General features: G+C 32.7%; 26 protein-coding genes and 2 pseudogenes. 1 reads left to right on the top strand and 27 read right to left on the bottom strand.

What is annotated here, in order from left to right; genetic code table 11:
• Nucleotides 1–168: 168 nt before the first annotated feature.
• The 25 genes and pseudogenes from ACX9TM_RS10885 to ACX9TM_RS10765 form a co-directional block, all read right to left on the bottom strand.
• Nucleotides 169–954, bottom strand: coding sequence for a hypothetical protein (locus ACX9TM_RS10885; RefSeq protein ID WP_072770257.1), 786 nt, complete (start codon nt 952–954; stop codon nt 169–171).
• Nucleotides 955–1,046: 92 nt separating this feature from the next.
• Nucleotides 1,047–1,325 carry a hypothetical protein gene (locus ACX9TM_RS10880; protein WP_001030798.1) on the bottom strand — a complete coding sequence of 93 codons (279 nt, stop codon included), beginning with the start codon at nt 1,323–1,325 and terminating at the stop codon, nt 1,047–1,049.
• Nucleotides 1,326–1,419: 94 nt separating this feature from the next.
• A complete protein-coding gene (locus ACX9TM_RS10875; RefSeq protein ID WP_063220156.1) occupies nt 1,420–2,217 on the bottom strand; it encodes a hypothetical protein in 798 nt (265 codons plus the stop codon).
• A 63-nt stretch (nt 2,218–2,280) separates the two neighbouring features.
• Nucleotides 2,281–2,688: pseudogene (locus tag ACX9TM_RS10870) on the bottom strand (hypothetical protein); the annotation flags it as partial.
• Nucleotides 2,689–3,088: 400 nt separating this feature from the next.
• Nucleotides 3,089–3,727, bottom strand: a complete 639-nt coding sequence (locus tag ACX9TM_RS10865; RefSeq protein WP_048519319.1) for a hypothetical protein — start codon at nt 3,725–3,727, stop codon at nt 3,089–3,091.
• A gap of 12 nt (nt 3,728–3,739) precedes the next feature.
• Entirely contained in the window at nt 3,740–4,000 is a 261-nt protein-coding gene (locus tag ACX9TM_RS10860) for a hypothetical protein (protein ID WP_001016543.1), read from the bottom strand.
• Between the two features lie 470 nt (nt 4,001–4,470).
• Nucleotides 4,471–4,699, bottom strand: a pseudogene (locus tag ACX9TM_RS10855) (hypothetical protein).
• A gap of 238 nt (nt 4,700–4,937) precedes the next feature.
• On the bottom strand, nt 4,938–5,171 hold the full coding sequence (locus ACX9TM_RS10850; protein ID WP_224742176.1) for a hypothetical protein: 234 nt from the start codon (nt 5,169–5,171) through the stop codon (nt 4,938–4,940).
• A 356-nt stretch (nt 5,172–5,527) separates the two neighbouring features.
• Entirely contained in the window at nt 5,528–5,971 is a 444-nt protein-coding gene (locus ACX9TM_RS10845) for a DUF5085 family protein (RefSeq protein WP_063220154.1), read from the bottom strand.
• Entirely contained in the window at nt 5,968–6,429 is a 462-nt protein-coding gene (locus ACX9TM_RS10840; protein ID WP_063220153.1) for a DUF5085 family protein, read from the bottom strand. Before ACX9TM_RS10840 ends, ACX9TM_RS10845 begins: the two co-directional genes overlap by 4 nt.
• A 101-nt stretch (nt 6,430–6,530) precedes the next feature.
• On the bottom strand, nt 6,531–7,328 hold the full coding sequence (locus ACX9TM_RS10835) for a hypothetical protein (protein WP_063220152.1): 798 nt from the start codon (nt 7,326–7,328) through the stop codon (nt 6,531–6,533).
• Nucleotides 7,329–7,359: 31 nt separating this feature from the next.
• Nucleotides 7,360–8,910 (bottom strand): T7SS effector LXG polymorphic toxin, encoded by a 1,551-nt coding sequence (locus ACX9TM_RS10830; RefSeq protein WP_063220151.1) that lies wholly within the window; start codon nt 8,908–8,910, stop codon nt 7,360–7,362.
• 12 nt (nt 8,911–8,922) lie between these two features.
• Entirely contained in the window at nt 8,923–9,222 is a 300-nt protein-coding gene (locus tag ACX9TM_RS10825; protein ID WP_044307211.1) for a TIGR04197 family type VII secretion effector, read from the bottom strand.
• 3 nt (nt 9,223–9,225) lie between these two features.
• Nucleotides 9,226–9,648 (bottom strand): YwqH-like family protein, encoded by a 423-nt coding sequence (locus ACX9TM_RS10820; protein ID WP_000510565.1) that lies wholly within the window; start codon nt 9,646–9,648, stop codon nt 9,226–9,228.
• Between the two features lie 12 nt (nt 9,649–9,660).
• The gene (gene essC / locus ACX9TM_RS10815; RefSeq protein ID WP_072770255.1) at nt 9,661–14,172 is read right to left on the bottom strand and encodes a type VII secretion protein EssC; all 4,512 of its coding nucleotides are present in this window, start codon (nt 14,170–14,172) and stop codon (nt 9,661–9,663) included.
• Nucleotides 14,173–14,211: 39 nt separating this feature from the next.
• Nucleotides 14,212–15,411: a type VII secretion protein EssB gene (essB, locus tag ACX9TM_RS10810; RefSeq protein WP_065382455.1), complete on the bottom strand. Its 1,200-nt coding sequence runs from the start codon at nt 15,409–15,411 to the stop codon at nt 14,212–14,214.
• 73 nt (nt 15,412–15,484) lie between these two features.
• The gene (locus ACX9TM_RS10805; protein WP_001007571.1) at nt 15,485–15,736 is read right to left on the bottom strand and encodes an EsaB/YukD family protein; all 252 of its coding nucleotides are present in this window, start codon (nt 15,734–15,736) and stop codon (nt 15,485–15,487) included.
• A 4-nt stretch (nt 15,737–15,740) separates the two neighbouring features.
• A complete protein-coding gene (gene essA / locus ACX9TM_RS10800; protein WP_000595655.1) occupies nt 15,741–16,244 on the bottom strand; it encodes a type VII secretion protein EssA in 504 nt (167 codons plus the stop codon).
• A complete protein-coding gene (gene esaA, locus ACX9TM_RS10795; RefSeq protein ID WP_077393147.1) occupies nt 16,216–19,977 on the bottom strand; it encodes a type VII secretion protein EsaA in 3,762 nt (1,253 codons plus the stop codon). The genes essA and esaA overlap by 29 nt, the downstream gene beginning before the upstream one ends.
• A 126-nt stretch (nt 19,978–20,103) precedes the next feature.
• Nucleotides 20,104–20,400 carry a WXG100 family type VII secretion target gene (locus tag ACX9TM_RS10790; protein ID WP_000918601.1) on the bottom strand — a complete coding sequence of 99 codons (297 nt, stop codon included), beginning with the start codon at nt 20,398–20,400 and terminating at the stop codon, nt 20,104–20,106.
• Nucleotides 20,401–20,702: 302 nt separating this feature from the next.
• Nucleotides 20,703–21,131 carry a GNAT family N-acetyltransferase gene (locus ACX9TM_RS10785; RefSeq protein ID WP_063220147.1) on the bottom strand — a complete coding sequence of 143 codons (429 nt, stop codon included), beginning with the start codon at nt 21,129–21,131 and terminating at the stop codon, nt 20,703–20,705.
• Nucleotides 21,132–21,134: 3 nt separating this feature from the next.
• Nucleotides 21,135–21,500: a cupin gene (locus ACX9TM_RS10780; protein ID WP_053564670.1), complete on the bottom strand. Its 366-nt coding sequence runs from the start codon at nt 21,498–21,500 to the stop codon at nt 21,135–21,137.
• Between the two features lie 12 nt (nt 21,501–21,512).
• Nucleotides 21,513–21,998, bottom strand: coding sequence for a GNAT family N-acetyltransferase (locus tag ACX9TM_RS10775; RefSeq protein ID WP_000221051.1), 486 nt, complete (start codon nt 21,996–21,998; stop codon nt 21,513–21,515).
• Nucleotides 21,995–22,555: a 2'-5' RNA ligase family protein gene (locus ACX9TM_RS10770; protein ID WP_063220146.1), complete on the bottom strand. Its 561-nt coding sequence runs from the start codon at nt 22,553–22,555 to the stop codon at nt 21,995–21,997. Before ACX9TM_RS10770 ends, ACX9TM_RS10775 begins: the two co-directional genes overlap by 4 nt.
• A 6-nt stretch (nt 22,556–22,561) precedes the next feature.
• Nucleotides 22,562–23,128 (bottom strand): GNAT family N-acetyltransferase, encoded by a 567-nt coding sequence (locus tag ACX9TM_RS10765; protein ID WP_072770357.1) that lies wholly within the window; start codon nt 23,126–23,128, stop codon nt 22,562–22,564.
• 136 nt (nt 23,129–23,264) lie between these two features.
• On the opposite strand from ACX9TM_RS10765, the gene ACX9TM_RS10760 reads away from it, so the two are divergent.
• Complete coding sequence (locus ACX9TM_RS10760; protein ID WP_065382142.1) at nt 23,265–23,891, top strand: DUF1648 domain-containing protein; 627 nt, start codon at nt 23,265–23,267, stop codon at nt 23,889–23,891.
• A gap of 20 nt (nt 23,892–23,911) precedes the next feature.
• Here the strand turns inward: ACX9TM_RS10760 and ACX9TM_RS10755 are convergent, their stop codons facing one another.
• Together ACX9TM_RS10755 and ACX9TM_RS10750 are read right to left on the bottom strand one after the other, a co-directional pair.
• A complete protein-coding gene (locus ACX9TM_RS10755; protein WP_000721379.1) occupies nt 23,912–25,039 on the bottom strand; it encodes a metallophosphoesterase in 1,128 nt (375 codons plus the stop codon).
• Between the two features lie 173 nt (nt 25,040–25,212).
• The gene (locus tag ACX9TM_RS10750; protein ID WP_001101108.1) at nt 25,213–25,635 is read right to left on the bottom strand and encodes a GNAT family N-acetyltransferase; all 423 of its coding nucleotides are present in this window, start codon (nt 25,633–25,635) and stop codon (nt 25,213–25,215) included.
• Nucleotides 25,636–25,690 lie beyond the last annotated feature (55 nt).

Genomic DNA, 25,690 nt, shown 5'->3' with positions numbered 1-25,690 from the left:
TTAAGTTCATTATGTTTCTTTTTGGAAAGTAATACATTTCACCTTTACTTACTGATATTTACTTACTCATACAGATTATATTGAAGATACTTTAATTTTTAATAGCATCGATTTCTATACAATCCTTAATTGTTTATATATTCTGTTCGAATTTTCAGAAACCAAAACTTATTTTGCTTTCTTTTCCTCTCTCTCTTTATAACGCTTTAAGAATTCCTGACGTTCCCTTTCATGTTCCTCCCACGAAATATAAAATGATGGAAATTTAAATCTACAATAAGCTAATAATTGAAACTCTGCTGCACCTATGGCTACTGCGTACATGATTAGAGTTCCTCCCGCATACAATCCTAAAATATTTTGTGTATAATCATTATGCACATAAATTAAAATGAGAAGAGTTAACACATAAATTAGAGCACACTTAATTGCAGTCCTCTTTGTTTTACTAAAAAATGAAAAGGACTCTTCTCCCGTATTAAATGCCCCTTTACTTGCCTGTCTAAAAGTATCAATAGTCGCTAAAATATGTAAAATGACTGCACCTAAAAATAATAACCCGACATACATTAATGTAACTTGATCAATTGAATAATTTGACGCTCCTGGAATTATCAACATTGTAAATGTTATAGTGCCTAGCTGAAACGCATATAATAGTACCACGAGTGTTTGTAGTTTCTGAAATTTAAATGGCATCTTAGGAAACAAATAAATAATTAAAAAAATTACTTGAAGACTATAAAGCACTAACTCAAGGCTAACAATTATTTTATCAAAGAGAGTCGGGTAATAACTCCAACCAAACCTTATTAACCCTCCAATAAGAAAAAACATTATTAAAGAAATAAAAAACATCGTTCCAAACATAAATCCTGTCGCCCAATCGGGACTTAAGCGATTCTTGCAAGTACTTTTAAATTCATTTAAATCTTCTTCTTTTATATTCCACATATAATTACACCATCTTTTCTAAAATCATGTAATAACTCTATTTTTGTAGACAAACTAAGAGTAAATAAGTGTTTTTGGTATTTCATATTAAACTAGCCTTTTTTACTTTTTTTAACAAACACAAAATACAGCGATAGCATTAGTATTAAGCCTATTCCACAAACCAATACACCTCCATATTCTTTCTGGTATAAAAAAATAAACATAGTAACAATATAGCTCGGTATTGACAAAATAATGAGCCACTTCCCCAGAAACTCTGCTATTTTATATAGAATTAAAAAGATAAACATACTCCCCACAATAATAGGTGCTATTACACTTTCAAATAAACCTTTTTCTTTTTTTACAGCTTTAGAATCTTTATTCAAGATATTACATTCCTCCCTTTACTAGTTAATTTATGAATAATGTATTCATTCTATCTTCAATATAAGTTTACAAGTATCATTTACAACTTTCATTTCAGTTTTTGTTTCGCTTTTGTTCTTTTTCTCTTATTCTTTTTCTATTTGCTATAAATTCTTGGCGTTCCTTTTCATGTTGTTCCCACGTAATATTAAATGATGGGAATTTGAAGCGACAATACACTAACAGGACGAATTCTGCTGATACTACAGCAAATGTATATAATATTATTGTTTGTATCACATAAATTGCCATTTCATCAAATGCATAATTAAGGTTTAAAAAAATAAATACAAGTAGAACTATTACAATGATTGTCATTCCAATCAATAAATATAATTTCGTATTAGTAAAAAACGAGACAGCCTTTCCTTCCAATTTATATCCCCCATGCTTTGCTTTTCTAAAAACATCAATCGTTGCCACAATGTGCATACAGATTGCACCTAATAGTATTAAACCAACATAAACCAGTGTTTTATTATCACATGGAAAATCAAAGATTTCTTCCACCACCATAGCCATAAATGGTAATGTTGCTAACTGAAAAGAATAAAATACAGTCACAATGGTTTGGAGTTTCTGTAATTTAAAAGCAATTTTTTTAGACATGAATAACATTAAAAAAACGAACTCCAAAATATACAATTTCACTTCAGTTTGTACAACCATCTTCTCAAAAGGAGTTAAAGAAATCTTATCACCATTCAGCAAAAAAATTAAAAACATAATAAGCATGGGTATAGAAGTATATGCAAAAACTCCTACATAAAAGATTCTTATATAATCCGGACTTAATCGATTTCTATTTTCAATTTCAAAAAGACCCATATCTTCTTCTCTTATATTCCACATTCAGTTTTTTCACCTTCTATATAGTTTTAAATAATTCTCATACACTTAAATTCTATTTCACCCTTATTTACTTTTCGTTTTGAATTTTTTATTTTGTTTTCGAGTTCTCCCACGCATTCTCTCATTTTCTTCCCAAGTCATATTAAATGATTTAAATTTGAATCTACAGTACACCAATAGCTGGAATTCTGCTGCACCAACGGCTACTGTATATAGTAAAACAGTACCTATTACATATCCAATCAAAGTATCAAACGTATAATCATTATGAAAATAAATCAAAATAAGTAGGATTAATGCGTATATTAAAGCCCCTTTCATCATAGTTTCTTTTGTTTTACTAAAAAAGGAAGCGGATCTTTCATTCATGCTAAATGCACCTTCACTTGCCTGATTAAACGTATCAATCGTTGTCACAATATGAACAATCACTGCTCCTATAAATAAGAAACCTACATATACTAATGTAATCTAACTTTTTAAGTACATTCATCTTTGTGTAACTAAATTTAGATAATCTTTTATGTATAATTACCGTACATAATCAGAATGCTTTTGATAGTTCAAATAGCCTTCTTTCTCCTCAAAAGCTCTAAATATTCTTCTCTCTTTCACTTAAGCATATCCCTCATACTCTATTTTTGTTTCCCCGAAACTGCACTCACTTAGTAAAAACATTACTGTCATCACAATTGTATCAAGATAATATAGCTCTTTAATTTTATCTTCAGAAAGGTGATAACCTCCCATCAACAATATGCTAGGAGGTTATTACAGTTATTTAAAATTTGTTTTTTATTTTAATGGATTCGATTTTTGCAAATAATAATGTTATTTAATTTGAGAGAAGCGAATACTAAAAACATACTGCTTAATAACTCGTAATTAAGTCTTCACCCTCATATCTAGGGTCTTTCTCAACTTTACCATCTTTTGTTTTGATGATTTTTAGTCTACCTAACCACTCTGCTCCGTTATATGTCTCTTCACTTACCCATACATTATGCTTTTTACCATCTACCTCAACTACTAGTGTGGGGTGTGTAAACATGAATTCCTTCTCTACATGCCTACCTACAATTTCTGCATGTAATGATGTACCTTCTTCAACTAGTTTACTATTTTGATACCCTTCGATAATAGGTAATCCAATAAATACAAAGAATATCAGTCCAAATACGATTACTTTCTTCTTTGTACTCCATTTATTCTTTTCTTTCAATTCCTTCTGTCTCGCTTCTCTTTCTTCCCGTTCATCCAAACTCTCATTTAAAGCATCTTCCCATGCCTTAATTTCCGCTTCGATTTCTGCTTCAGCTCTTGCTAGTTTTTCTAGTTGTTCATCGGTTGCTACCATCTCATATGAGTTATCTCCAACCAAACGAATTTCAGTACCATTTTCTTTTACTTTTCGCAAGTCTTTTTCTGTACAATTAAACTCTCGAATGATTTCCCCTTGTGTGTTTACCAATCTAACGTAAATGTTTTTTTTCTCCTTCTTCTTAAACATCTGCACTCCCCCTTATTTGTTTCCTATCATAGATAACCCTATTGCAATTAAGAGAAAGAAAACGATAATAAGGAAAGTCTTCCCTTTGCTTACTTGTGTTGTAGAACCTTCCAAGACAGCCCATATAAAAATTGGGAAAAGAAGAATACCTAGAAGAATATCAACTAACTTTTTGCTACTCTTCTTTAGTGGTTTTTCTTCTACTATCGGTTTTATCTGAACAGCTTCTTTTCTTATTTGTTTCGGTTTCTTTTTCTTGCGTCTATGATTCACCCAACTTACTCCGCCACATTTTAAACTTTAGCTGCAAATTGATCTTCAATTCTTCAAAACAAATCAGCTCCCTTAGAATGATTTATTATTATGAAAAGACTTTTCATAATTCACATAATCTTGCTTCGCTTTCCTCTTTAACTTCATACTGTCACCAGTTACTCTAGGCATTTTTAGTTTCATTACGTTCCCTTATTGTTCTCCTATCATAAATCCTAAAGCATCCTCAGAACTCCAACGATGTTTACATATCATCCTGAATTTATCTGAATCTTCTTTTATATCACACATTCAAGTGTCCCACCTTTAACTACATTCATTTAAATCATGTAGATTAAATATAAAAACCTTCTCATTTTAATGAAAAGAGAAGGTTTTCTTGCTGTTATACATTCATGCCATATTCAAAACTTTCCCTCTTGAAATAACGTATTATAGTTAATCTTTTTAATTTTATTTTCACTATTAATTTAGGCATTTTTACTTTTCTTAAAAAACACCACATATGCAAATAATGACGAGATTAAGAGGAATACACCCGCCCCTATACCCTCATATATTTTAAAATAAACAGCAGCAATTATCACAAATATTGACATTATTATTAGAATCATTGTATATTCTAACGCTTTATATAGATACTATTGTCCTTTCAAAAAAACTTTTCTCTGTTTTCAAAACATCCCGCTCCTTATTCAAAGTAACACCTTCCTCTCTTTACAAATTGACTTTTGAATAAACTTTCCCCTTCAAAATAGCAACAAAGCAAACTATAGCACGTAACTACTACCCATACAGATTGATCCAACTGAAAAATCTCATGTCGAATTATTCAATCAATTACATATAGATCTTAGAATAAAAAACCTCCTCATTCTAACCAGAAGAGAAGGTTCTATTAATCTCAGATATTCTTACATTATAATAATGATTCTTTTTAAGCTATTCCATAGTGCTCTGCTATTGTTTTACACATCTTTTTATATTCCAGCATCCACTCTGCTATTGCTTCTTTCTCTTCGTCAGTGGATTTTTTCTTATATTTAAAATCAATCACTTTCATATCCAAAAATACTTCTTCTTCCATTTCTTCATCTACCGGAATACATTGAATAATAACTTTTGTTGTGTTTGAAACTTGTACAAAAATTTCAAATGTACCAACAAACATAGCAACCGTTCGGGATAATTCTTTATTACTAACATATAAAATCGCTGCAAGTTCTTCTGCAAATTTAGGTATATAAACAATATATCAAGCATTTCAACAGCTATTATGCAATCATCCATCGATACTTTATCCAATATTTTCTGTTCAATTAATCCCCCAGTTTTATCCCCACACTCTTACTGAAAGTACAAAGGTTTTTCTTTTGAAAATAACCACATATGTAGGCTAGGCCCCTTACTACTAAAAATAACAATTAGAACTCTTAATTCAAGAATACCTTTATATTCTTCTATAAAACAAAACTAAAATTAGGGTTTTACTTTTCATATCTTTATTACTAAAAGTACACTAAATTATTATTGTGTATCCACTGCAATTTTTATTTCAACATACTGTAGCTCTTCATCACCGCTAAAAATATGATAAATAGGTGAGACCATATCAAGTTCATTATCTTCCATATACTGAAGAATCTCAGCATATGCATACTCTGTTAATGTTTCAAAATCTCCTGCATATCTTTTCATTAGCATGTTATCAACATAGTAATAACTTCGAAACTTCATTGTTTCTGATTTAGGAATACTACTCTCATATACTGGCATAAATAATTCAATAAACATATCTCCATCTGATGGTACATTTTTCAGGGCATAAAACATTGGACCTTTGACCGTTAAATTCGCTTGCGCAATTTCTGTCAATAAATCTTCTATTACTTTTTCCATATCAGTATAGTGAAAAAAATATTCTCTCGATACAACATTTGTATAAGCAATGCTTTGTTCCTCAACTATCATCGCACTAATTCACCTACTTCAATAATAGGAGCATATATATCCAACCACATATCACCATATACATCTAAACATACGTGATAAAAGCTACTATCTAATTTCATATGATTCTGTTCAGCAAATTCATTTAAAACACGATAAGCGTCTTCAATATCACCGTCTTCATCTGAGAATCTAACACAAAGTGCTTCTTCAATAAGAATTGCATCAATATACTCATAAGATGAATCCCCTTCCATATTTACCCTTCCATTCACTGGGACACAATACATATATTCACCATATTCCGGTTCATTCTCTAATGGTGAATACGTAAAAAGAACAGGTCCTATTGGGTATATATCGTTATGAACTACTTGATTTCTAAGTGCGATGGCTGGTAATAACCAATTATCTTTTTTTACAATTTGAGTGATGCTTATTAAATTTAAAAGCGATAATGCTTTATACTGAACTTTCATAATCTCTACCCCTTATACAGTGATTTATTTATTTCTTCACAAATAGATTCTTCCACGCACATAAAAAAAACAGTTTATGACTATCATTTACAAATCTCATTTCAATTTTTATTTTTCTTTTGTTCTTTTTCTCTGATTCTTTTTCTATTTGCTATAAATTCTTGGCGTTCCTTTTCATGTTGTTCCCACGTAATATTAAATGATGGAAATTTAAAGCGACAATACACCAATAGGACGAATTCTGCTGATGCAACGGCAAATACATATAATATTATTGTTTGTAAAAAATAGAACACCATTGGCTTTAGCGCAAAATGAATACTTGCAAAGATTAATATCAAAAGGACAACTATATAAATAAACATTCCAATTAACATCCAAAGTTTTGTATTAGTAAAAAATGAGGCTGACTCCCCTTCTAACTTATAGCCTCCATATTTTGCTTTTTTAAAAGTATGGATTGTTATTACAATATGAGTAATTATCGCTCCTAATAATAATAGACCTACATAAAATACTGTTAGATTTTCACAAGAATATCCAAATATTGCTTCAATTAATACATACGCATAACCTACCGTTGCAACCTGAAACGAGTTAAAAACAATTACAACGGCTTGTAACTTTTGTAATTTAAATCTTAATTTCGGAAATGAATAGATAATCAAAAAAAGGATTTGCAGAATATATAATGCTAACTCTACAGAAACAATTATTCGTTCAAAAGATTTTGGATAAGCCTCCCAACCAAGTTGTAAAAAACCCAAAACAATAAAAAACATCGGTAATGAAGCATATACAAAGACTCCAACTAAAAATGCCATTACACCATCAGGACTTAATCGGTTTTTATTTGTAACTTTGAAAAAGTCTAAATCTTCTTCTTTTATGTTCCACATTTACTTATCCTACTTTCAAATTTTATATTCATCACCAAAATATTGACTTCAATTTTTTTATAACTGTTACATTCTCTTTCGTAAATTCTTTATAATTTCCAGACTTTAAATTATCGTTCATATTTACCGCCCATTTTACTAATTTCTTTGTTCCGCTAACTACACTTTCGCCTCCCAATCTATCAGATTTTGTGTTTAAACCTACTGAGATTAGAACACCAGCCACTGCGCCTACCGCTCCTCCTGCCAAGGTACCAAGTGGTCCTAGCGCAGTCCCAATCGCCGCTCCAGTTGCTGCTGCTCCCGCTGCATATGCTAAGTCCACACCTGTATCTAATGCAACATCTCTTACATCCTGTAGCTGAAATCCATCATCTTGTGACTTTATAGCATTATCTACAACTGTCAGCCCTGTTCCCATAATTGCCACACTTTTGAAGAGCGTCCCAGTACCTTTGAGTTTTTTAAATGTCTCTGGCCATTTCTTAAAATTGAATTCGTCAATGCTCTTTTGAAATTCGGTCCCAAATGAATCTGTCCATTTATTTTTAAATGCCTTAAAAAAACCTTCTTCCTTCCGAGTCATCATAAAATCTTCACCTGCTTTAAATTCAGGCAATTTATAAATATCTTTTTTTGCTTGTTTTATTACATTTCTTGTTTCGTTGTTGTACTTGACTTTAAATTTATCTTTAAAAATAAATTTAAAAATAGCATCTTCATTTGCATCTGTAGCTAAAAGTTTGGAAGCCGCTACAATATCGGCATCGTTTAAAGTTTTAAATACATATGCCCCTTTTCCTTTTCGAGCATTAACATCAAAATCAACACCAAATCCCAAATTTTTTTTCATGTAAACAAGGCGTAAATAACCAGAAAATAATCCGACTACTCCTTTTTTCGCTTTACCCGTATATCCCGCAATCATTTTAGCTACTCCAACTATAGATGCGAAGGTTCCTTCAGACAGAAGTTTTTCGGTTGTATCACTAGAAAAGTTCCCTTCAGTCTCTTGTATTTGTCTCATAGCACCATCTAATCCGCGTAACATGTCATCAAAATTTTGAAGATCATTTTGTTGACTATTGTAAGCCTCTAGTTTTTCTAACGTATCACTGATTTCTTTTTGACTTTTTTCAACCCCTTCAGAAATTCCTGATGATGAGGGATAATGGATCGGAACAATATCATTAATTGAACTGATAGTCTGTTGTGCTAATTCATTCGATTGATTAAAACTGTTACTATACCCATTAATTTTTTGCTTTACATTATCTAAATAACTCCCATAAATTTTCGTATCTGCATCACTATCAACAGAACTATTAAAATCTTCTATTGCTTTTTCAAATTGCATGCTTAAGCTTTCTGCTGCGACCATACAACCTGAAATAACACTTCCATGAACTCTAGATAAATGGCCTTTAATTCCATCAGCAGCAGCACCTTGAAATGAATTAATCTCACTAAAATCCGCTATCTTTCCTAATAATGATTCAAACTGTTGATTCAACTCAGTGGCACTTGCTTGAAATCTACTTTGAAGTTCTTTTACTTCTTGTAACTCTATATTTTTATCCACGTTTCTCCCTCCCTATTTTGCATGATAATTTGAATCTATCATTCTTAATTGTTTTTCAAGTTGTTCGTCTTTTTCGACTATTTTCTCCCCAGTTTGTTGTATTTTATTTAAGTCATTTTCTAATATCTGTTCGTATCGCTGCACCTTTTGAGATAACTGTTCAATTGCTTCACAATATTGAATCAGCCTAGTCAAATTTGTACGATGTAACTGCATACCATTAAATTTAGTCTTACCTAAATCACTAGCACCACTTTTCAAATCACTTACTTTCGCATCAAATACCCCTTTATTTAATTTAATTTCCCCCATTTATCATTTCCCCGCCTTCTGTACTTCTACTTGAATACTAGCGTCAACCATTGAAACACTTCTACTTAGAGAAAGAATACTAGACTCACATGTAGCGATTTCTCTTTCAAGCCGCCGTATAGCTTGATCGATGTCTTCTTGCACTCTCCCTAGTTCTCCGATAAACTTCCCTAAATTCGAAATGACTTGTTGTTCATATGTTTCTTTAAAAGTAGTTGCTCTTTGCCCTTTCCAACTACTCTCGTTTATTTCTAAAGACTTAAACTGCTCTTGATTTTGTTTAATTGCTTCAAGATTATTTACAAATTTCCCTTTAGCAGTTATTAGCCTTCGTAGTTTCATTTGTAATTCAGCCAATTGCCCTTGTTGATGACTTATACTACTTAATAAACCCGATTTTTGACTATTTAATTCCTCTATCCCCATGCAAATCCCCCCTTAAATAGTTGGCACTTTAATTCTAGTAGCAAAACGATTTTCAACAAAATACCCTTCAAATGGATTTAATTTTGTACTACTTAAATCTTTATTAGATACATCGAAGACCATTTGGCCTGATGATTTTCTAAGTAAAATAACATGAGATTGCGTTTTTATTGTTTTTGAAACTAAGTCGTATCGACTGTCAATTGAATCAACATCACATCCAATTACGAAGTGGATGCCCATAAATGCACCATTTGTTATTAATTCCGCCAAACTATATATATCGCTATCTTCTAAATTACTTAAAATATCATTTACATCTGCAATTACGATTACAATCGGCTTAAATTTCTTAATAAATTCTGCCGGGTTCACTGTTTCACTTGATGCTTCCTGCTCTTCTTTAAACGCCGCTTCTCTCGATTTATAAGCATTTGTAACTTGTTTAATCGTTTTCTCAATTCCTGTTTTTTCAGCTACATATAAAGCAGCGCTCTCTCTATAGTTTGAGAAATTGCGTGTTCTTGTATCAATTAAACCTAGATCAAAGTGTCCACTATCTGCTAACTGTTGAAGGAATTGATGAACTACATTTTCAACTTCATCTTTCTTAATTCCCCCTACAACAATATTAGACGCTTCCGTTAAATCTAATTCGAGAGGCGTAACGTTTTCTGTCTCTACACCAAATGCTAGTTTGCCTGCTTCAATAATTTTTCTTGTTTCTGGCCATGCAATGAATTCCTTGTATTCCAGAACTTCAGGTACCATAGGAATTGCTTTCGGTCTTTCTCCATCCCAGAAGGAATCCATCTCTTTTCCTTCAGCTTGTATATTTTCAATTCGAGTAAGGACATCTTCTCCATTTGTCGGTAAAGCTGTTTGGAAGATTGTTGGTTCGTCAATTTTAACTAAACCACGGCCTGCTAATTCTTCAATTTTTAAGTCTGTTCTTCCTACAATAGCTCTAGATTCTGCCTCATCTATCATATATAGAGCAATTTGTAGTTTAATATTTGTATTTACTTGTACTCTCAATGCATTTTGACGTGTAGCCGTAAGCATTAAATGAATTCCTACTGCTGCCCCTTCACGTACAATTTGTGCAATAATGCGTTCAAAGTCTTCGACAAATCCAGCTTCTCTAACAGCATCATAGTTATCTAACGTAATTAATATTGTTGGTAATACTTCTTTACTAGCTCTCTCATACATTTCAAGACTCGCAACACCATATTTACTTAGCAATTGCTTTCTATCTTTTAATAGGTCTTCTATGCGACGAAGAAATTTCTCGCATTTTTCAACTTGGTCTAATGTAATGATGTCTGCCACATGCGGTAAAGATTTTAATGGCATTAAGCCATTTGTTCCGAAGTCTAATAAATACACATGCAAATGCTCCGGACTATGCTGACGAGCTACATCCATAATGACTGATTGTAAGAATGTTGATTTTCCGTAGCCTGGACTTGAGAAGACCGCTACGTGTCCGTCTTTACTAATATCTAGTGTTAATGGTGTTTGTGATTGTAATTCAGGCTGATCTAGTAGACCAATTGTTGCTTTTAATGGTTTCTTTTCTTTCGTCCATGCTTCTTTGAACTGAATAGCGTGTAAGTCTTGTAAATATACGCTTTCTGGAAGTGGTGGTAACCACGGTCTAGCTAACGCTTCAATTTCATTTATTTCTGCGTAATCGTGAATGTAGTCAATAACAGCATCCAGTTCAGATGGTACGCTTATTACTTCTTTACTGCTACCAAGGCCACTTAAATCTTCACTTAATATTTCATATTGTCCTAGATCATTTATTGCATAGATTGTTGCGTCTAAATGTTCTTTATCCTCTTTGTTTTCTACATAGTCTGCTCCGCTCCAGGCTGATTGGAATAGTTCATAAATTTCATTATTCCCAACTTGTAAGTAAGCACGTCCTGGTAATGTAATTTCAGCAGCATCTGGCGTTTTTAAAATTTCATTACTATCTGACGTATTTTGAACTTTTAATGCTAGTTTGAATTTCGAGTTACTCCAAATTTGATCATCTACAACACCACTCGGTTTTTGCGTAGCTAATATTAAATGGATTCCGAGCGAACGACCGATACGCGCTGTTGAAACTAACTCTTTCATAAACTCTGGTTGTTCTGACTTCAGTTCCGCGAATTCATCACTAATTAAAAATAGATGCGGCATCGGCTCACTTACTAAGTCTTCTTTATACAGTTTTTGATACTGATTAATATGGTTTACATCATTTTCACCAAATAATCGTTGTCTTTTCTGTAATTCAGCTTTAATTGATGCGAGCGCTCTCATACTTTGCGCTCCATCTAAGTTCGTAATTGTTCCTAATAAATGCGGTAAGTTTTTGAATAAATTCGCCATTCCGCCGCCTTTATAGTCAATTAGTAAAAAGGCTACTTCGTACGGGTGGAAATTGACTGCTAGAGATAATATATACGATTGTATAATTTCCGATTTACCTGAACCTGTTGTACCTGCTATTAATCCGTGTGGTCCGTGTGCTTTTTCGTGTAAGTTTAAGTTTACGATATCTTCTTTCCCACGTAATCCAAGTGGTACAGCTAAAGATTTATGCGCTGCATTTTTCTCCCAACGACTTGTGATATTCAGTTCTTTTACTTTTTCAACGCCGTACATTTCTAAAAATGTTACGCTTTCTGGAATACTATTTTTTAAGTTTTGCAAATGATTTAATGGTGCTAATGCCCGTGAAATATCTTCTAAATTGAATCCTTTTGGCACATGATTTAGCTTAAATTGACGGTTAACAAGTTCTCCTTGCTCTAAGATGATGTTCCCTTGTTTTGCATCTCTTATATCTATTACCGTTTTCACATGCTCCGGTAAACTTTGCATAACATCTTGTACAAATACAAGCGATACACCTAATTGACTCGGGTCATCATTAAAGAATTCCATAACAACATGGTCTAATATTAGTTTTTCATCTGTAATGAGAACGACATAGTGCGGTGCAAAGTACATTTTTTCATTAGTAGAACTTTTTTCATCTAGTTTTAATTTTCGTTCTTTCAATATTTGATACAAACTATTTAACACTTGATCACGGCTACGATCATGGTATACAAATCCACGTACATTTATATCGCGAACACTTCCATGAGGTAACCAGCGCATCCAATCCCATTTTTCTTTTTCCTCTTCCGGAAAAATAGTAATAAACTGCAAGTCATAATAGCTATGGAATAAAGCCGTTTGTGCAACTAATAATTGTAATTGCTCTAACACTAAAGAGCGTTGACCAATATAACCGACTGGTCCATTCATTAAATCTGTTACAACTGGTACATCTTCCAATGATAGATAACGCTGTCTTAGTTCACGTGCTATATCAATTAATTCATCTTTCGTTTGACTAAATTCTTCTTCATTAAATTGAATTTCAAAACTCGTATTAGCTTGTCCTGTTCCAACGCTAAATGTTAAGAAATCATGATGTAACATTGTTTTTTCATAAATTCGAGGATTTACTTGAACTGCCATATTACGTATTACTTCTACATTTGGATTGTGATAATGTAATGCGTGACGCTGTTTTTCACTTTCTGCATGTAAATCTTTCGTTTTTTGTTTTATATACTCTCTATAGCTTTTATCTCGTTCAACAATGTCGACTTTATATTGCTTCAAATTTTTAATATACGATGTGACAGAAACAATGATTGTTACTAATGTCATCGCAATCGATGCGATAATAAACATTCCATATTTCATGAAAATAGCAAGTAATACAGTTACGACAATCATGACAAGTGAAGGTGCAATGATTCTTGCTAAATGCTCCGTTGGTTTTGATGGCATACTTGAAGGCTTTGCAATTGTCATTTTCTCTTCTGGTTCACGGTAAATAATACGTGGTGAACGATGATAGTCTGGATAACCACTTTGATAATTCGTTTCTGATTCTACTAAAATAGGTAACTCAGATTTCACTTTATCTTCTGAAGAAAGTACTTGAATGTCTTCACTACCAATCTCCAATAAAATACCATCAAAATATAATACGTCTCCTGATTCCAACATAACGCTATCTTTTAACTTCGTATAATTATGAAATACATCCCCGCCATACACGTTCACTTTAAAAGAATCGTACAACGTTTCGCGAGATAGCATTAAATCGACACTAGTCCCAGTAATAGAAATATCATCGTAATCGTTTTGACTCACTGTAAGAGAATGTTTCGTTCCAATATCAAACACTTTAGTTGTGCCAACAATAGATATAAAGATTTTCAAGCTCACATCTCTTGTTTTCCCAATCTCAATTTCCTTATTAAATTCTATTAACTGCTCCTGTACCATCCAAGCATTTACTTCATTATTCCACTTTAACTCTACTTCTTGTTCTAAACTTGGATTCGTAATATCATTTGTCCACTCTTTTCCAATCGACACTATTGATTGCTCATTTGGATGTAATGTGCACTTATATATTTTGTCTCCATAAGTCAATACTAATAGTTGCTCCATCCGTGTTCACTGCTCCTTTTCAACTGTCTCATCAAGTGCTTACTCTTTTTTCTCCGTGTCCGACAAATTTTTATCGCTTGATGAATTGCCATATTTCTTTTTATATTCATCTAATTGTTGCTCATATGTTTTTAACTTTTGATCACGTTCTTCCCCTGATAAATCTGGATTATTTTTCAGTGATTCAATTTGTTTAACAAGGCCGTACATAATAAGCTGAGGATCATCAAGTGTCTTAGCTAAATCTAATGATTTATCAAAATTACCTTTTCCGTTATACATCCAATACAGCAAATACTTTTCATCACTTTTCAAACTAATGTTTTTCATAATCGATTTCTTTTGAGCTTCACCTAATTTTTCAGATGTAATGTATGCAAATGCTAACTCATATTTAGATGCAATCGGTAATGATTCAAACTCCTCCTCATTCAATTGCGTAATGACTTTGTCATAATCAGTTGCTATGAAACTTGCATTTGCTTCTAACAATTTATTTTGATAAGGAAATTTTATAAAAGTGAAATATATTAAAGGAGCAGCTAAAATAACTGTCGCCGCTATGAAGGAAAAAGCTAAGTATTTAAATGATTTATAGCTTTTTTTAGGTACTAACTGCATATTTTTTTCTGTTTTTGTTTGTTCCTTCTCAAAGCTGTCATCAAGAAACTGCAGTAATGCATCTAAGCTTTCCATTTGAGCAACGGTCTGTTCAAATGTTGTTTCTTTTGCATCTTTTAGTAACCCAGCATACAAATCATCAAAGTTATGTTTTTGGGAGAATAAAGCAATAATTAGACACTTATATTGTGTTAAAAATTGCTCTTCTAATAACGGGGTTGGCGGAACAATATCTCGAATTCCTCTATGTATAATACTTGGTATTAAATTAGCATTAAAAACTATATTGTCTGGATGTAAAAAGAACGTGATTCGTTTATTTAAATATTTACGAAACTGCGCAACATTCCGAAGTAGTCTTAATTTCTCATTTCTTCCAAAACGGCTAAGATCGTCCCACTTATATAATTTTTTATCTACTTGATATAGAAACGCAAACATATCATCCGTTTCTTCTATTGTTAATGGTACAAATTCAGATGATACACCCGTAATTATATCGAATTGACGGAAGTCTTTTATACGTGTTTGAGATTTGGTCATCTCCAATTTCCAATTTTCTTTTTCAATTTGAAATTGATAGTTCATTGCATCAATTTGAATTATTTTTTCCGTCATGTTTATCCTCTTCTCCTTTTCTTTATAACCCGTAATAACTTATTTTCAAATAACTAAAAGTAAAAAATATTCTTTATAAAACTTGCAAAATATCTCCATCTGTTATTTGGTGATCAATTAAACGATCATTATCTGTTAAAACAATTGACTTATTTTTCACTTTAATTACAAAATGTGAACCTTCATGATTATCAATCTTTAGCGTATCTAATAAGTTTTTTAATAAATATTTAATAGATTGATGATTCGGAATACGCAAATCATATGTATTTCCATTCCATTTACTAAAATCTACTGTCACATTGATATGTGTTTGTATTGCCATCGCTTTACCTCCAACTTTTACGAAGAACCGTATAAATACCGATGCAAATAAGTAGAATGCCGCCGCCAAATAATAATATTATTGTTATACTAATTGGCTCTTCATTCATTGTTTCATTACTCGCTACTTCATCTGCACTTTTTCTGACAATGTATTCACTGCTAAATAAACTATTTTTCGTATCTTTAACACTATTATTCTCTTTTGGTTTTGTAAAAAGAGAATCTCGCAAAGCTTCCATATCTTTTTGTTCTTTCTTTTTCTTTTTCTCAATTTCTTCCTCTATATCTTTGTTAAATAACTCAATCGATGCTTTATCTAATTCTGTTTCTTTATGTTCCTTTTTATTTTTTTCTTGGTCGCTTTCTTCAAGTCGATCCACTTTAAACTTAATCTTCCCATCATCACCAAGATAACTGTCAGCCGCGCTCCTTATCGGTAGCGCGACAAACAGTAAAAGGATAGAGAGAAATGATAACTTAGCCACTATGCTCCATTGTTTGATCATTTACTTCTTTTTCCTCCCATTTCTTATGCCATACAAATAGATTACTAACCAATCCAATAATGGCAATTACAAACAATACGACAAAAATAACTTTCCCAGTATCTTTACCACTAATAAAATCATTTAGAAAACTTTCTATATACTGAAGCGGTGAGAATTGACGTATCTTTCCGACAGAGGACATTTGATCTACTTTACTTCCAACTGCCTCAGTTAAAAATAGGTACATGCTTAAAAATACTAATAGTATAAACATACCTACCATTTTTATTTGTCGTAATAAGTAGGTTGAGACCAATACAAACGCCATCATAATAAATGTGATGAACGCAATCCATAGTAAACTTTGATCCTGACCGAACTTTAAAAGACGCCCAGAAATGATACCTATACTAATCCCTTCCACAATTGATATACCGAAAGCTACTACTGTAGTTGGTACATTCATATCAATTAATGAGAATTTCTCTTCAAAATGATCTGATTGCATTCGTTTCTTTTCTTGATTCGCAATTGCGTATGCTGTAAATAATGCAACAATGAAACAAGTTAATACAATTAAGTAAGGTGTAAAAGCATTACCTGCTACAATTACTCCATCATTTTGCTTTTGAACTGGACTAGCTAAAAAGTCATATAGCATTTCATTTTGACGATCTCCAATACGACTATTCGCTAAAATTTTCGTAAAGTTTTTGGAGAATGATTTATCATCTTCCATTTTCTTCGTAAAGTCGTTTAATAATAAATCAGCTTTTGAAACAATTGTCGTTCCGCTGTCTTGAATTTCTTTTGCTTGTCCATTAATTTGATCAAATGTTTTATATACATCGTCTGAAGTTGCTAAACTATGTTTCGAACTTTCGACCAATGACTGACTTTGCATCATTAATGATTTAATACCAGAATCTAACGATAAAACAGCTGTTTGCTCACCAGCATGATTTGTTGTTAATACTTGCTGCTCTTCAACTAGTTTTAAGCTATTCTCACGCCATTTCGCTAAACCTTTTACATACTCTCCTAAATTTTCATTCATACTAGTTGCTTGTTGCGTCGTTCCATTTAATTTCTCCGCTAGTAGCATAGAATTTTGATCCGCACTAGTAATAGATTGTTGATAAGAGTTTATTTTTTGTTTTAAACCTGACATATCTTGCTTTATTTCTGTAGTAATACTTGATGAAACAAGATTTGAAATTAAATCAATTAAGCTTTGTTTATTTAATACGTAGTACAAAGATTGGTCCGTCGCAATTGCATCTAAACTTCCCTCTTCTAACTTAGGACCTACATCTTTCGTTCTTAAATCAATCCCATAATACATTTCGTAAAGGCTCATTAAACCTTGATAACTTTCGACTGTATCTACTGCTTCTTTTATTAATACACTAGATATATTTTTTGTTAATACTTCTGCTTTTTGATGTACTACTTGATTCGTTGTACTTTCAGTAACTTTACCGTTATCTGTTCCCGTTTCGCCTCCTGGATTTCCTCCGGTTCCATTGTCTGTTCCCGTTCCGCCTCCTGGGTTTCCTCCAGTTCCATTGTCTGTTCCCGTTCCGCCTCCTGGGTTTCCTCCAGTTCCGTTGTCTGTTCCCGTTCCGCCTCCTGGGTTTCCTCCAGTTCCGTTGTCTGTTCCCGTTCCGCCTCCTGGGTTTCCTCCAGTTCCGTTGTCTGTTCCCGTTCCGCCTCCTGGGTTTCCTCCAGTTCCGTTGTCTGTTCCCGTTCCGCCTCCTGGGTTTCCTCCAGTTCCGTTATCTGTTCCCGTTCCGCCTCCTGGGTTTCCTCCGGTTCCGTTGTCTGTTCCCGTTCCGCCTCCTGGGTTTCCTCCGGTTCCGTTGTCTGTTCCCGTTCCGCCTCCTGGGTTTCCTCCAGTTCCGTTATCTGTTCCCGTTCCGCCTCCTGGGTTTCCTCCAGTTCCGTTATCTTTCCCTGTTCCGCCTCCTTGGCTTCCTTCATTATTGCCTGTTGTGTTTTCCATTTTTTTGATAATAGGCGTTTTAGCATTGTGTACTAACGGCATTATGCCATACTGTGACTTATGAACCACATTTTCCACCTTGCTATTTTCCGTTTGTGTTCCTTTATCTTCTTTGTTAGGTTTTTCTTTTTCAGGTTTATGAGTCCCACTCAATTCCCACTGCCACATTACAGGAGAGAAAACATCTATATTGATGTTTGGATCTTTTAACTTCACATTCAGATTAATTTTTATATCCCCTTCATTACGAGGAGGTATAGTGATTTCTCCGTTTTTCTCCAGAAACATACTTGTGTAATCCACATCATCAATCTTCAAAGCTTCTGTACTTCCATATAGTTCAAACTCTTCCGGAATACTTATCTTCAAAGTTTGTGCAGATTCCATTTTAATTACTTTCGCAGTATCACTAAATGTAATTCCCTCTGTATAAAGTCTATCCTTTACTTCTTTAATTGCGTTTCCTAAAGATATTTTATTTACAGGATCATAATAAAAATTATTTTCTTGATTATATTTTTTTGTAAATTGAATTACATTTTGCAGTTGTAATTTCGTCGCATCTGGTAAATCACTTTGACCGATTTCTTCCATGTTTAAACTAGGTAATTTCGCAATTAAATTCTCGATTTGTTTCTTTATTCGAACATCTGGTTGTTTCATTAATGTATTTATAAAGATTTCTTGCTTTCCATCATTCGACATTGATTGCTTTAACTTCTTAATTACCGTCTCTTGAATATCACTTTCTAACTTCCCTGCAAGTTCTGTATCATATTCAGACACTTGTTTTTTTACATCTGCTAAATATTTTTGAATCGCTGCAGCATCAGTTAAAATATTCGGTTCTTTCTCTGAAAACGTAAATTGATTTGAAATAATTTTATTAGCGGATTCCAATGCACTTAATTGCTTTAAAGCATCGCCTGTATTCATATCATTCATATATTGATTGAATTGATTTGTGAAATTATTCGCTAACAAATTGTTATCAGTTTGCATTTTTTGAAAGTTATTAAAACCATCTAAGTACGTACTGTTTGATTTATTCCCTTCATCTAACGCTTGACCGAAACCTTTTAAAACATCCTGAAATCCTTTGAAACTATTAACAGAAACACCTGTATAATCTTGTACTGTTTTAAATTGATTTGTGTAATTTGCTAACGGACTATGTATATCTTTTTTATACATAGTTGTTTGAACGTTTCCTTTTTCAATTATTTTACCTATATTATCTTGTGCACCTTGTAGCTTACCGATAATACTCGCAAAATAAACGTCGATTATTTGCTTATTGAAATCTTCTAAAATAACAGAAGCTGTATTTTCTGCCTCAGCTTTCAAATCCTTATTCCCAGTTGCATTTACTTTGTAGTTTAAAGTTAATTTCTCCGGAATCTCTGAATCAATCGCAACTGCTTTCCTAGAAAAATCATTTGGAATAACAATCATCATATTGTAATTATTATTTTTCAATCCATTTTCTGCTACCCCGCGACTAACTACGTACCATTCTTGTTTCGTATTTTTATTTACATTTTTAACAAATTGATCTCCAAACGCTATTTTATTGCCCTCAAATACAGTGCCCTGATCTTCATTTACCAACGCAACTGTCATTTTTGGTGTAGTATTCTCATTAGCTTTCTTAACATTTTGATTTAATGCTAAATAGGAGACCCCTGTTGATAGTACAAGAGCTAAAATAATAAACAACAAGATGCTCCATTTGAACTTTTTCACTACTTATCACTCCTGCGACTGCGAGTCTATCTAATGAAAGACTTCGTATCTTACTCTAGTTTTAAAGTAATTTAGCCATACAACGTATGGTTGCATGGCTAAATTATATATTTCTTTTTATCTGTCTTATTGTAGACCGAAATTACGAGAAAGATCTTCGTCATGTCTAGCAACAGCTTCTGCAGTTTTATTAAGCTGCATATTAATTTCTTGTAATAGCTGTGCGAAGTTTTGTACTTTTGGCTTTAATTGATTGAACTGTTGGTCAAAACCTTCGAAAGCACGACCTTCCCATTCTCCTCTTAATTCATTTTGTAAGTTTTGTAGTTGACGTAAAATGTCCTCAATTTGATTTGCACCTTGTCCATATCGAGTCGCTTTCGATTTAAGCTCCTCTGGTGACATACGAATTTGTCCTGCCATTATTAAATCCCCCTTAAAATTAAAAAATAGTAAAATTAACCAATAATCAATTCTACAAATTGATTATATCAATAATTTAAAAATTTCTAAACAAAAAAATGATATTTTTCCAAAATTTCTCTTTTACTATAATAACGATATATTGTATAATACTAATTTGTTTTTTTAAGCACACTCTAGAAATCTACTATAAAATAAAGGCAAACCATCTATTTTATATATTTATAGGGACTTATTCACTTTAAATCCCAGCGAGAAAGTAGCCACTAAATCATTATTTTCTCCCATTCAGACTATAATACTCACTTCAAAGTCATAATTACCTGCCTTTCAACAAACCCAAACTCTTCGTACATCTCTTTTGCAAAATTCCCAGTAAATACATTCAGCCTAATTTCTGAATATTTCTCCTGTAATTCCTTAATACCAGCTTCCATCAGTTCTCGCGATAATCCTCTCCCGCGATATTCTGGGAAAACGTACAATTCATATATAAATCCAAGTTTTTCACGAGAAAAATAGTCTGTATTTTCCCCTATTAATATCCATCCCATTACTTTATTTGCTTCTTTAACGATTAAATAATATGCTCCTTTTTCTACAATCGGCTTTGTAATTTCAATCGCTTTCTCGGTACTTAATTGACAATTCCCTCTCGTCCCTTCAAAAAGCGATTGCGCCGCATATTTTAATATTTCATTGGTATCTTCTTGATTCGCCTTAATTATCATTTTTCACAACTCCCCTTGAATAATAGGCATTACTATCCCTTGTTCAAGATTCTCCGCTTCCATAACAATTGCCGTTAATCCTTGTTCTGTACTTGTTTCATGGAGCTCTCCCTTCTCCCAAAACACAGCTTGTCCCGCCTCTACCTTTATCTTTTTTTTATTTGCCCCACATACATATCCTGCTCCGTCCACAATAAGAAGCAGTTGAGATACAACTGCTTCATGATTACCGATGATTCCATTCTCGTGTAAATGCATAGCACCGATATGTACATTTCCTTGATGGTTTACTATTTTCGACATTATGAAATTAGATTGAAATACTGATATGTGCTTTCCTACTTTTTCACTAAAATCAAAAATTTTCATTGCTAGTCCTCCTTATACGTATAAAACCATCCTTACTGTCTGCATCATATGTCCTTCAAAGTCTTCTTCAAATTGCTCTAATTCAGCAAAACCTTTCGCTTCATAAAAGCGTTTTCCTTTTTCATTTGCTGCTTCTACATGTATGTACAATTTACGTATCCCATTTAATTCCTTAATCCCTCTTTGTAATAAAGCACTTCCGATCCCTTTTCCTTGCTGATCTGGTAACAAATAAATCGCACCTAATTCCGCTTCGTTTTGTAGTCTAACAGGTGAAAAGTTCGCAAACCCTATTACTTCACCCTCTTCTTCCGCAACGAATAAATGTGTATTTTTAAGACGATATTTCATTTTTTCATCAGAATATGCCTCGTCTAAAAAACTATCTTGAATTTCTCTCGGAATAATGCCTTCATATGTATCATGCCAAGCTATTTTTGCTACTGATTGTACAGCATGAATATCTTCTTGCTTCATTTCTCTAATTATATATGTCATCTCGATGTCTCCATTCTCTTTAAATTATATTCTGCTAATATACTAGAAGAAATGGCAGAACCATTTTCATAATTCACCTTAATTAATTTTAATTTCTCAATTGAAGCTGTTGCAAAATCAAATTTCCCATAAATATATTCCATTACACTTAAAAACTGCTTTGTATGTAATCTATTTGCAATTGTACAATGCGGAACCCATTTTCCCGGTACGTAATATGAATTTGGGTTGTCATGAAAAGTTTTAAAATAATCATGATAAGAATGATGAAGTTTTAACAATTCATCGATAACAGTCGGTGCTAGAAAGACCGTTCCATTAGTAGGAAAAATTCCAACAGAAGGAAAAGTTACTGCATCCATATTTTCTTGAATAGCTATAAACTCCTCTAGTTTCTCCGTATACAAATGAACATCTAACTCATTATAATCAGCTAACGTAATATGAGGTTCTACTCCAGCTAGTTGATTTGTTCCAATTACATTTGTTAATTCATTTTGCATTTCTGTAATTTTATGAGTAAACACACGATCAAATGTAGCAATAATAGCGTACAATCTTTCTCACCCCTTCGTTACACATAGCGCTTCCCATTCTTCACGAATCATGCCCATTCGAATAGAATCGTAGTATGTTCCGTTATAATAACGACACTTTCGCATTCTACCTTCTAAGCTCATTCCTATTTTCTCCGCTACTTTCATCATTCGTTCATTGCCAGACCAAGTCGTGATTCCTACTCTACCAATCTCCATTTTTTCAAATAGCAAATCTCTATATAATGTCAATGCTTCTGTACCGTATCCACCATTCCAGTATGTTGGGTCATAAATCACAAGCCCCATCTCTAACCAACGCGTCGGTTTATATTCCCAATAAAACCCGACTGTCCCAATGATTTGACCGTTATTTTCTATAATTAAATTTGACAGTGGTTCTTCTTGCAAACGAGTTTGCATCTTCTCTTTATAGGAAGAGTATTCTTGCATTGAGAACGGGAAATATGGCGCATCCCATTTCTTCCATTCTGGGCTTTCTTCTTTAAATATGATATTCCATAATGTTTTTATATCTGATTCTTCTATTGTACGAATTGTAACTTTCTTCCCCTTTAATACAACGTTTTGCATAATTCCCTCCTGCATTCCTCTTTATTTCATATATAATTATAATATTTTTTCAGAAAAATCAAAACTAATATCATATATTATATTGTATAATTTTGTTATTAGATACCAATTATTGATTTAGAAAGCTGGTGATTCAGTGAAGAATCGATTTAGTATTGCTTTATTTCTTACTATTATTATGACAAATATTATTCTCTATTTCTTCTTACCATTAAGTATTGTTACGAAATGGGACTTTAATGGAACGCCTACATCAACAATGGATAAAAGCACTTTTGTAATCGTAAATATAATTATATGTTCCTTCTTATTCTTTGTATTTTTAGCTTTATCTAAAGTAGCGAGTAACCAGAAATTTCTCCATTGGATCGGCAACACAATGTTACTATTCTTATTTTTTGTCGATATTGTCATCGCCCTCATCGCTCTTGGCTTTTCACTTCCTCTTGATCTTTTCATATTTTTAGCATTAGGGCTTTTATTTATATTAATAGGTTATTTCAGTTCCAAAATTGATACGACTAAATCAACCGTTTCATTAGAATGGAATGATAAGTACCTTGAAAAAAGAGCTTCAAATATTAGTAGTATTTCAATGATGATAGCAGGTATTTTTTTAGCGATACTTCCTTTTATCGTTTCTGCTCCCTATAGAGGTTATGCTATACTAGCAATTCTTTTAGGAATGACGCTTATCATTCTGCCGAGTACGATTTATTTACTTATTAAAGACAGCAAGCAATCTACTCCTTTAAAAAAATAGGAGGTTATACCCCTCCTATTTCAGCTTAATGTTTTATTTTTCACTTTTTCTATCTCAACTAAAATCCCTTTCCCTATCCAACCCTCTACGCCATCTTTTTTAATTAAATCATATCCTGAACAGCTATCATCAATGAGAGAAACGATATCTCCCTTCCTAACGCTTATTTGCGCACAAGAAATATCGGTTTTCACTGTATATTCACCTGACTCAAGTTGTTTCATATATTCATTTTTTACAGTGAGTAAATTATTCGTTTCCTTTTGTTTACATACGGTGTAATCTTGCATCTTCTCGATAGGCTCTATGTAATAATACGGATATGTCACTCCGCCCTGCATTTCTGAATTCGCATTAAAATCCGCTATTACTTCGTACTCTGGAAAATAGTCTACATATGTATAAGAAAACGTATCGCCGGTTTGTTTCCTCTGAATAATAAATACGTTTAATTGCCCTGCTTCTTTAATTGCATTTCCTCCATCAATTGCAATAATTTTTTTCTCCTTATCAATAACTGGATTGTTAGACGGTGCTTCTTCAGAATAGTTTACGACAGGCCAATGACCAACTATTACATACTTATTTGCTTTATGTGATTTATTAAAAAACTGTGGCATTGCTATCGCATTTTTGCGCTCTGTTTCTTTCCAATCTACTCTATCTTCTAGACCGGCATGCACAAAAATATAATCTTCTGTTTCAATCGCTGTTGGCAACTCTGTTAGCCAATATAGTTCTTGTGAAAATTCACTTAACAATGCTTCTTTCACTTCACGAATTGAAGTGCCCTCATGAACTGAAAAACCTAATCGCTCTAGCCATTCATTAAAAATCGAGTGCTTTCTCATACATAAATAATTAATAAGATCAGGATTTTCATTTAGAAGAGCATCAACTAAAACTTCACAATTCCCTTCAACAACGTGAACCTTTGAATTGTTCTTTACAAGATTCATAACGTAGTTTACTACGCCTACGCTATCTCGTCCTTTCTCGCAAAGATCTCCATTAATAATTAAATAATCTTCATCTTTAAAGTTAACTTTATGTAGTGCTTCTTTTAAAAGATTTAATTCTCCATGAATATCAGATATGACGATAACTCTAGCATCATTAGGGATTGATAGTTTCTTTATTTTTTTCAAGTATAAGCGCTCCAATCATTCTCTTTATTAAATTAAAACAATTCGACAAAATACACTATATAACCTTTTCAAATACATATACCATAACTTACAACCTATTTACGGTTTAATAATAACTTAAAAAATAAGAAGAAGCTGTTCCCAACTTTTGCGGGACAACTTCTTCTTATTTTTTATAATTCTTTATGAAAAGAATAACTCACCTTATCATACCCTTCTCTTTCATAAAAACGATGAGCATCAATTCTTGAAAATGCTGACGTGAGGACGATAGACTCACATTCGTTTTCCTTTCCCCAGTTCTCTATATACGAAAGTAATACTTTCCCATGTCTTTTTGAACGATGTGCTTCTGCTGTTACAAGGTCATATACGAAAACGTGTTTCTTATTATAAAAGTTCGTACAAATTGCTACACCTGCAAGGCTAACAACTTCATCATCCTCATTACGCAGCGAAAATAGTTTATAATTTTCTTCTTTCATATTTCGAAATAAAGAGCTTGTTTCCTCTTTTGAAAGTTTCGTTCTTAATTGCTGTAAAACAGGTAATACGTCATGTAATTGCTCTTCTGTTACTACTTCTTTAACATTCATTTTTAACTCTCCCTTAACTATTTAAATAATTTTCTAAATGTTATATCATTATTAT

Source organism: Bacillus sp. LH1, assembly GCF_057924895.1.
The sequence above is the reverse complement of the archived record's forward strand: the minus strand, read 5'-3'. Positions and strand labels throughout refer to the sequence as shown.

Excerpts from the sequence above, each read along its gene's own strand:
- ACX9TM_RS10820 (WP_000510565.1), bottom strand. The coding sequence starts at position 9,648 with ATGGGGATAGAGGAATTAAATAGTCAAAAATCGGGTTTATTAAGTAGT.
- ACX9TM_RS10885 (WP_072770257.1), bottom strand. The coding sequence starts at position 954 with ATGTGGAATATAAAAGAAGAAGATTTAAATGAATTTAAAAGTACTTGC.
- ACX9TM_RS10850 (WP_224742176.1), bottom strand. The coding sequence starts at position 5,171 with ATGTTTGTTGGTACATTTGAAATTTTTGTACAAGTTTCAAACACAACA.
- ACX9TM_RS10825 (WP_044307211.1), bottom strand. The coding sequence starts at position 9,222 with ATGGGGGAAATTAAATTAAATAAAGGGGTATTTGATGCGAAAGTAAGT.
- ACX9TM_RS10750 (WP_001101108.1), bottom strand. The coding sequence starts at position 25,635 with ATGAATGTTAAAGAAGTAGTAACAGAAGAGCAATTACATGACGTATTA.
- essA (WP_000595655.1), bottom strand. The coding sequence starts at position 16,244 with ATGATCAAACAATGGAGCATAGTGGCTAAGTTATCATTTCTCTCTATC.
- essC (WP_072770255.1), bottom strand. The coding sequence starts at position 14,172 with ATGGAGCAACTATTAGTATTGACTTATGGAGACAAAATATATAAGTGC.
- ACX9TM_RS10865 (WP_048519319.1), bottom strand. The coding sequence starts at position 3,727 with ATGTTTAAGAAGAAGGAGAAAAAAAACATTTACGTTAGATTGGTAAAC.
- ACX9TM_RS10780 (WP_053564670.1), bottom strand. The coding sequence starts at position 21,500 with ATGAAAATTTTTGATTTTAGTGAAAAAGTAGGAAAGCACATATCAGTA.
- ACX9TM_RS10775 (WP_000221051.1), bottom strand. The coding sequence starts at position 21,998 with ATGACATATATAATTAGAGAAATGAAGCAAGAAGATATTCATGCTGTA.
- ACX9TM_RS10765 (WP_072770357.1), bottom strand. The coding sequence starts at position 23,128 with ATGCAAAACGTTGTATTAAAGGGGAAGAAAGTTACAATTCGTACAATA.
- ACX9TM_RS10805 (WP_001007571.1), bottom strand. The coding sequence starts at position 15,736 with ATGGCAATACAAACACATATCAATGTGACAGTAGATTTTAGTAAATGG.
- ACX9TM_RS10840 (WP_063220153.1), bottom strand. The coding sequence starts at position 6,429 with ATGAAAGTTCAGTATAAAGCATTATCGCTTTTAAATTTAATAAGCATC.
- ACX9TM_RS10875 (WP_063220156.1), bottom strand. The coding sequence starts at position 2,217 with ATGTGGAATATAAGAGAAGAAGATATGGGTCTTTTTGAAATTGAAAAT.
- ACX9TM_RS10790 (WP_000918601.1), bottom strand. The coding sequence starts at position 20,400 with ATGGCAGGACAAATTCGTATGTCACCAGAGGAGCTTAAATCGAAAGCG.
- essB (WP_065382455.1), bottom strand. The coding sequence starts at position 15,411 with ATGACGGAAAAAATAATTCAAATTGATGCAATGAACTATCAATTTCAA.
- ACX9TM_RS10835 (WP_063220152.1), bottom strand. The coding sequence starts at position 7,328 with ATGTGGAACATAAAAGAAGAAGATTTAGACTTTTTCAAAGTTACAAAT.
- ACX9TM_RS10785 (WP_063220147.1), bottom strand. The coding sequence starts at position 21,131 with ATGATAATTAAGGCGAATCAAGAAGATACCAATGAAATATTAAAATAT.
- ACX9TM_RS10845 (WP_063220154.1), bottom strand. The coding sequence starts at position 5,971 with ATGATAGTTGAGGAACAAAGCATTGCTTATACAAATGTTGTATCGAGA.